At 73.4% G+C, this 6,850-nt stretch carries 5 protein-coding genes and 1 pseudogene; 3 read left to right on the top strand and 3 right to left on the bottom strand.

Annotation, left to right across the window (positions count from 1 at the left end):
* The 3 genes and pseudogenes from GTW43_RS08065 to GTW43_RS08055 all read left to right on the top strand — a co-directional run.
* Positions 1–688 (top strand): annotated as a pseudogene (locus GTW43_RS08065) (dihydrodipicolinate synthase family protein); the annotation flags it as partial.
* Between the two features lie 56 nt (positions 689–744).
* Positions 745–1,662: a polysaccharide lyase gene (locus tag GTW43_RS08060; RefSeq protein WP_161300947.1), complete on the top strand. Its 918-nt coding sequence runs from the start codon at positions 745–747 to the stop codon at positions 1,660–1,662.
* Between the two features lie 67 nt (positions 1,663–1,729).
* Positions 1,730–3,532, top strand: a complete 1,803-nt coding sequence (locus tag GTW43_RS08055) for a family 20 glycosylhydrolase (protein ID WP_161300946.1) — start codon at positions 1,730–1,732, stop codon at positions 3,530–3,532.
* A gap of 61 nt (positions 3,533–3,593) precedes the next feature.
* Here the strand turns inward: GTW43_RS08055 and GTW43_RS08050 are convergent, their stop codons facing one another.
* The 3 genes from GTW43_RS08050 to GTW43_RS08040 all read right to left on the bottom strand — a co-directional run.
* Positions 3,594–4,547: a glycoside hydrolase family 16 protein gene (locus GTW43_RS08050; RefSeq protein ID WP_161300945.1), complete on the bottom strand. Its 954-nt coding sequence runs from the start codon at positions 4,545–4,547 to the stop codon at positions 3,594–3,596.
* Positions 4,548–4,662: 115 nt separating this feature from the next.
* Positions 4,663–6,120, bottom strand: a complete 1,458-nt coding sequence (locus tag GTW43_RS08045; protein WP_202501196.1) for a mannitol dehydrogenase family protein — start codon at positions 6,118–6,120, stop codon at positions 4,663–4,665.
* The coding region (locus GTW43_RS08040) for an enolase C-terminal domain-like protein (RefSeq protein ID WP_272922507.1) at positions 6,117–6,850 on the bottom strand (734 nt) is incomplete at its 5' end. The genes GTW43_RS08040 and GTW43_RS08045, both read right to left, overlap by 4 nt.

Genomic DNA, 6,850 nt, shown 5'->3' with positions numbered 1-6,850 from the left:
TGCCGGACTGCCGGAGGCCGGCCTGGACGCCCTGCTCGACCGCAGCGCGGCCGTCGGCGAGGTGCTCCCCGTCATCGGCTTCTACCTCCAGGAGGCCGTCGGCGGCCGGTACCTGCCACGGGAGTACTGGCGGCGGCTGGCCGACCAGGAGTCGACCGTCGCCGTGAAGGCCGCGCCCTTCGACCGCTACCGGACCCTCGAGCTCGTCCAGGGCGTCAGCGACTCCGACCGCGGCTCCGAGGTCAGCCTCTACACCGGCAACGACGACAACATCGTGGCCGACCTGCTCACCCCGTACCACGTGCGGGGCCCGGACGGGCCGGTCGTACGGCACTTCGCCGGCGGGCTCCTGGGGCACTGGGCCGTCTGGACCCGCTCGGCCGTCCGGCTCCTCGACGACGTGCACGCTGCCCGCGCGGGCGACACCGCGGCCCGTGGGCGCGCCCTGGCCCGGCTCGCCGGTGACACCGACGCCAATGCCGCGCTGTACGACGTGCGCGGCGGCTTCGCCGGCTGCATCGCGGGCGTCCACGAGGTCCTGCGCCGGCAGGGCCTGCTCGACGGCATCTGGTGCCTGGACCCGCGGGAGGGGCTGTCGCCCGGTCAGGCCGAGGAGCTCACCCGTGTCCACCGTGACTACCCCTGGCTGCGAGAGGAGGACGCGTTCGTCGCGGGGCCGGCGGCCTAGCCCGGCCCCGCACCACATGTCCCACCCACCGCCTCGAGGGAAGAGGAACGATGAAGATGAGGACGACCAGAACGCTGCTCATGGGCACCGCAGGCGCCGCGGTCCTCGCCGCCGCCATGCTGGTGCCGCAGTCCGCCACCGGCTCCCCCGCGCCGCACGAGCGTCCCGTGCACCGGGCCGCACTCCCCGTCAACGGCTTCGAGCGGCCGGCCGCCGGCGGCCCCTACCCGCAGTCCGCATGGGCCGAGGACGGCTGGACCGCGCCGTGGGCCCTCGGCATGGACGACCGGACCCTCGTGGACGCCACCACGCCGGCCCACAGCGGCGACCAGTCCCTGCGCGTCATGTACCCGAAGGGCAGGATCGGCCCGGAGGACTCCGGCGCCCAGGCGCCCTTCACACTCTCGAAGTCCCGCGAGTACTACCTCTCCTACTGGGTGCGCTTCAGCGAGGACTTCAGCTGGGGCACCACCGAGTACGCGGGCAAGGTCGGTCTCGGGCTCGCGGGCGGCGCCTCCTGCTCGGGCGGCCAGGTCTGCGACGGGACCAACGGCTTCAGCTCCCGCCTCATCTGGCGCCTCGACAGCGGCCAGGCGGCGGTCTACTACTACAGCATGGGCCACGAGGGCGAGTACGGGGACTACGCCGTGCTCACGAAGGACGGCACCGACATCCACTGGCCGAAGGGGCAGTCGGTCAACATCGTCCAGCGCGTCAAGGTCAACACCGTCAGCGACGGCACCGCCCGGCCCGACGGCGAGATCGAGGTGTTCTACAACGGCGCCTCCGCCGCCAAGGTGACCGGCCTGCGTTTCGTCACCAACGACGACCAGGTCGACAAGGCGTACTTCTCCAGTTTCGCGGGCGGCGCCACCACCGAGTTCGCCCCGCAGAACGACAGCTACATCTGGTACGACGACCTCAAGGTCTCGACCCGGCGCAACGACATCTGTGAACTCAACGGCTGCGCCTGACGTTCACCCCGTGCCGGGAGGCCCCGCGCCTCCCGGCACTCCTTCCCGTACCACCAGGAGGCCGGCCGTGCCCATCACCCCGTACCCCGCACCTCGTTCGATGACCACCCGCGACGGGGGCGCGCCGCCCGACGCTCCGCTCACCACCGCGCACGACACCGACGTGCCCGCCCAGGGATACCGGCTGCGCACCGGTCCCGACGGCGTCACCGTGCGCCACCGCGACGCCGCGGGCCTGCGGTACGCGCTCGCGACCCTCGACCAGCTGCGCGCCTCCGCGGACTTCGCGCAGGTCGGCTACGACATCAGCGACCACCCGGACTTCGAGCGCCGCGGGTTCCTGCTCGACATCAGCCGGGACCGCGTGCCCACCCGGCGCACGCTCGCCCGCTGGATCGACATCCTGGCCCTGGCCCGCTTCAACCAGTTGGAGCTGTACACCGAGCACACCTTCGCCTTCCCGGGGCACCAGGAGGTGTGGCAGGACGCCTCCCCGCTGACCGGTGACGACCTGCGCTGGCTCGACGCACGGTGCACCGCGCACGGCATCGAACTCGTCGTGAACCAGAACACGTTCGGGCACATGGAGCGCTTCCTGTCCCATCCCTCCCACGTGCATCGCGCCGAGAACCCCGACGGCTTCGAGCGCGGCGGTTCCCACCGCCCCCCGAGCACCCTCGAACCCACCGCGGACAACGCGGCGTTCGCGCACGCGCTCCTGTCCGAGGTGACCGCCCACGTGCGGAGCAGGCGCCTGAACATCGGAGCCGACGAGCCGTTCGAGCTGGGCACGGGGCGCTCGCGCGAGCGGGTCGCGTCCGAGGGGCTCGGCGAGGTCTACTTCGACTACGTCACCCACGTCATGCGGCCCTGGCTCGACGCCGGGTACAGCGTGCAGTTCTGGGCGGACGTCTTCACGCACCACCCCGAGCTGATCGGGCGGGTCCCGAAGAACGCGGTGCCCGTGGTCTGGCAGTACGACGCGCCCGAGCACGCCGCCCGGGTCGCCGCGGCCGACGGCGCCGAGGCGCGGGCCTGGCGCGGGGTCGGCGCGGACCTGGACCGGTTGCGCGAGGGCTTCCGGCACGACACGGAGACGCTGGCCTCCGCGGGCGTCGAGCACTGGGTGGCGCCGGGCGCCGGCAACTGGAACAGCCTCGTCGGCCGGCTGGACAACGCGACGGAGAACATGGTCGACGCCGCCGAGGCGGGTCTCGCGCACGGCGCCGCCGGGTTCCTGCTGACCTCGTGGGGCGACCACGGGATGTGGGACGCGCCCAGTGTCGCATTCGCCCCGGCCGTGTTCGGCGGCGGCGTCGCCTGGTGTCTGGAGACCAACCGCGACGCCGACCTCGCGACCGTCCTCGACACGCACGTGCTGCTCGACGCGGCGTCCCAGGCGGGCGGGATCCTCGTACGGCTCGGCGGTCTGTACCGGCGGCTCGGGGTACCGCTGCTCAACGGGTCGCCGCTCTTCCGCGCGCTGTTCCCGGGCATCGCGCCGCTGCTGCCCGAACTGCCGTCGGCCGACGCCCTGGACGCGGTGGCGGGCGCGCTCGCCGCGTGCCGTCGGGACCTGGCCGCCGTGGACCTCGCGGCGGCGGACGGCGAGGTCGTCGTGCGTGAACTCGCCCACGCCGTCGAGCTCGCGCAGTTCGCCACCGACGTGCTGCGGGCCCGGGTCGCGGTCCGGGGTGCGGCCGACGCCGTCGATCCCGACGGCGCTCGCACCCTCCTGCGCCGCCTCGACGCCCTCGTCGCCGAACAGCGCGCCTGCTGGCTGCTGCGTGCACGGGTGGGCGGCCTCGAGGACAGCCTGGCCAGGATCGGCACGCTGCGCCGCGAGCTGCTGACCGCCGCCCACCGGTGACCGCCGCCGGTTCCGACGGCCCGGCCCTGGACGCGCTGTCCGGGCCGGGCCGGGCCGCTGCTCAGGTGGTGCAGTCGTCCGTGTCGCTGACGGTGTCCGTGTAGGCGGTGCCCGCGTCGCGCAGCGCGTTCACCGAGGCCTTCGCCTGGGCGGGCGTCTCGACGCGGTTCTTCGCGTGGTACACGTAGTCGACGGCCTCGTGGTAGACGCTCGAGTAGGCGCCCTGGTGGTACGCCAGGTCGATGACCCAGTGGTTGAAGTCGATCGTCATGGAGCGCCGCGGGTAGTACTTGCCCGAGTGGTCGGCGACGAGCGTGCCGTCGACGAAGTACTTCACGTGCCCGTCCGCGACGGTCGCCATGACGTCGTGCCAGCCGTCCAGACTGCCGTCCTGGCGGGCCTCCTTCGAGTCGCTCGCGGAGCCGTCGTCGCTCGTCGTGTACCAGCTCGTCTGCGTGTTGACGCTGCTGTCCGCTCCCCAGCCGCCGTTGGGCAGGTACTCGGAGAAGTCGAGTTCGCTGTACGTCGGGTCGCCGTTGTGGTCGAGCGGCGAGATGGCGAAGAACGTCTGGTTGATGCGGTCGCCGTCGGTGCCCTGGCTCGGGGTGTCGGAGAACCTGACGCGGGCCAGGTAGGTGCCCCCGAGGAAGCGGTCGCCCCGCTGTGAGATCTCGGCCTGCGTCGTGTCGTCGGCGAGGCCGTTGGTGACGAGCTGGAGGTCCAGGGACTTCGCCCCGTCGACCGATGGGAACGAGATGTTGTCCTCGTCCCAGTACGCGCCCGAGGGTCCGGGGCCGCCCTGACCGTCCCTGACCTCCCAGCCGTGTCCGGTCAACGCCGGGTCGGCGAGGCCGGAGTAGCTGAAGTCGTCGAAGAGCCGGCCGCAGTCGGCGGCCCGCTGCCCGGTGTCCCCGGGGACGGAGCCGACGGCGACGGGCACGGTCAGGGCCAGCACCGCGGCGGTCGCGGCGAGCGTGAGGACCGGCCTGGTCCGTCCGGTGATACGGATCTGCATGGAGCACTCCTCGTGGGGTGAGCGATCGTCGGTACCGGCCGCCGGGCGGACGGCACCCTTCCGTGGAACCGGTTGCACATACGTCGTCGGGACGCCGGACCGTCGTGCACGGCGGTCAGCGCAGCAGGCGGCGCACGTGCCGGACGAGCAGCCGGCGCAGGACGGTGTCGTCCCGCAGCCGGGCGGGAAAGACCTCCTTCCGGGCGAGGAAGCGGTCGACGAACGCGGACGGGTCACCGGTCGGCAGGCGGCCGTCGGCGGCGAGCCGTTCGCACAGGGGGTCCCGGACGGCGAGCCGGCGCCCCGCGCGGTCCGTGCCGCGTCCGGCCCACACCATCCACGCGGCCACGGCGAGCGCCGCCCAGTGCGGCTCGGCGCCGGCGGCGATCCGGTCCTGGACGGTGCCCAGGAGCCGGATCGGGATCTTCACCGAGCCGTCCGCGGCGACCTGGGCGGTCGTGTGGCCGAGCGCGGGGTTGCGGAAGCGCGCCAGGACCAGGTCCTGGTACGCCGTCAGGTCGGTGCCGGCCGGGGCGGCGACGGCCGGTGCCGCGTCGTCGGCGAGAAGTCCGCGCGCCGCCTCGGCGATCCCGGGATCGTCCAGCGCGGCGGCGATCGTGGAGTGTCCGGCCAGCGCGCCCAGGTAGGCGATCAGACTGTGCGTCGCGTTGAGCAGGCGCAGCTTGACCTGCTCGTGAGGACGCACGTCGGCGGTGAGGACCGCGCCGGCCCGCTCCCAGCGCGGCCGGGGCGCAGCGAAGCGGTCCTCCAGAACCCACTGGCGGTAGGGCTCGCAGACGACGGTGCCGTGGTCGTCCGCGCCCAGCACGCGGGCGGCGTCGGCCCGGTCGGCGTCCGTCGTGGCGGGGACGATGCGGTCGACGGTGGTGGAGGGGAACGCCGCGTGTGCGTCGATCCAGGCGGCGAGGCCGTCCCCGTCCGGCAGCAGGGCGCAGAAGTCGTCGACGATCGCGCGCACGGCGCGGCCGTTGCCCGGCACGTTGTCGCAGGACACGACGGTCAGCGGCGCGCCCGAGCGGGTTCTGCGCCGGTGCAGGCCCGCGACGAGCTGTCCCGCGACGGTGCGGGGCCGGTGGTCCGGATCGGCGAAGAGCACGGCGTCCCGGACGACCTGCGGGTCCCTGACGTCGAGCCGGCCCGCCGGGGTGAGGCGGTACCCCTTCTCGGTCACGGTGAGGGTCACGACGGTGACGGCCGGGTCGGCGAGCCGCTCCGGCACGCTCACCGGGTCCGTGGCGGCGGAGCGCACCTCGCGCAGGACGCCGACGACGCGGGGCGGCGCCGCTTCCGGGCCGCGCTCCGCGAGGGTGTAGAGGCCGTCCTGCGGGGCGAGCCGGCGCGCGGCGGTGTCGGAGCGCTGGGTGTAGGCGCAGATCCCCCAGTGCTCGCCGCCGAGCGCGTCCTCGGTCCAGACCGCCTGGTGCGCGCGGTGGAACGCGCCGAGCCCCAGGTGGACGATCCCGGTGCGCAGTCCGGCGACGTCGTAGCCGGGCAGCCGGACGCCCTCGGGCGGGTGCGGGGCGGCGAGCAGGCTCAGGTCGAGGCGGCTCACCAGTTGTGCACCGTGCCGTCCTCGAGCCGGTTGACCGGGAGCTGGGCGGGTCGGTAGGGGTGTTCGGCCGCCTTCTCCTCGTCGATGTCGACACCGAGGCCGGGCTGTTCCGAGGGGTGCAGGAAGCCGTCCTCGAAGCGGTAGGTGTGCGGGAAGACCGCGTCGGTGGCGGGCGTGTGCCGCATGTACTCCTGGAGACCGAAGTTGGGGATGCTGAGGTCCAGCTGCAGGGCGGCGGCCATGCACACCGGGGACAGGTCGGTGGCGCCGTGCGAGCCGCTGCGCACGTGGTGCAGGGCGGCGTGGTCGAAGATGCGGCGCAGGTGGGTGATGCCGCCCGCGTGCACGACGGTGGCGCGGATGTAGTCGATGAGCTGCTCGTCGATGAGCTGTTTCGCGTCCCAGACGGTGTTGAAGACCTCGCCGACGGCGACGGGGGTCGTGGTGTGCTGCCGGATGAGCCGGAAGCCGTCCTGCAGTTCGGCCGGCACCGGGTCCTCCATCCACGTGAGGTCGTACGGTTCGAGGCTCTTTCCGAGGCGGGCGGCCTCGATGGGGGTGAGGCGGTGGTGGACGTCGTGCAGGAGCCCCAGGTGGGGTCCGAACTCGTCGCGCACGCGCCGGAACACCTCGGGGACGTGGGCGAGGTAGCGACGCGTGGACCACACGTTCTCGGTGGGCAGGGCGGCGTCGGCCGGTTCGTAGAACATGCGGTCGCCGCCGACGCCGT

Origin of the sequence: Streptomyces sp. SID5785, assembly GCF_009870065.1 — a bacterium.
Lineage (GTDB): Bacteria > Actinomycetota > Actinomycetes > Streptomycetales > Streptomycetaceae > Streptomyces.
Note: the sequence above shows the minus strand (reverse complement) of the source record. Positions and strands in the feature narration are given on the sequence as shown.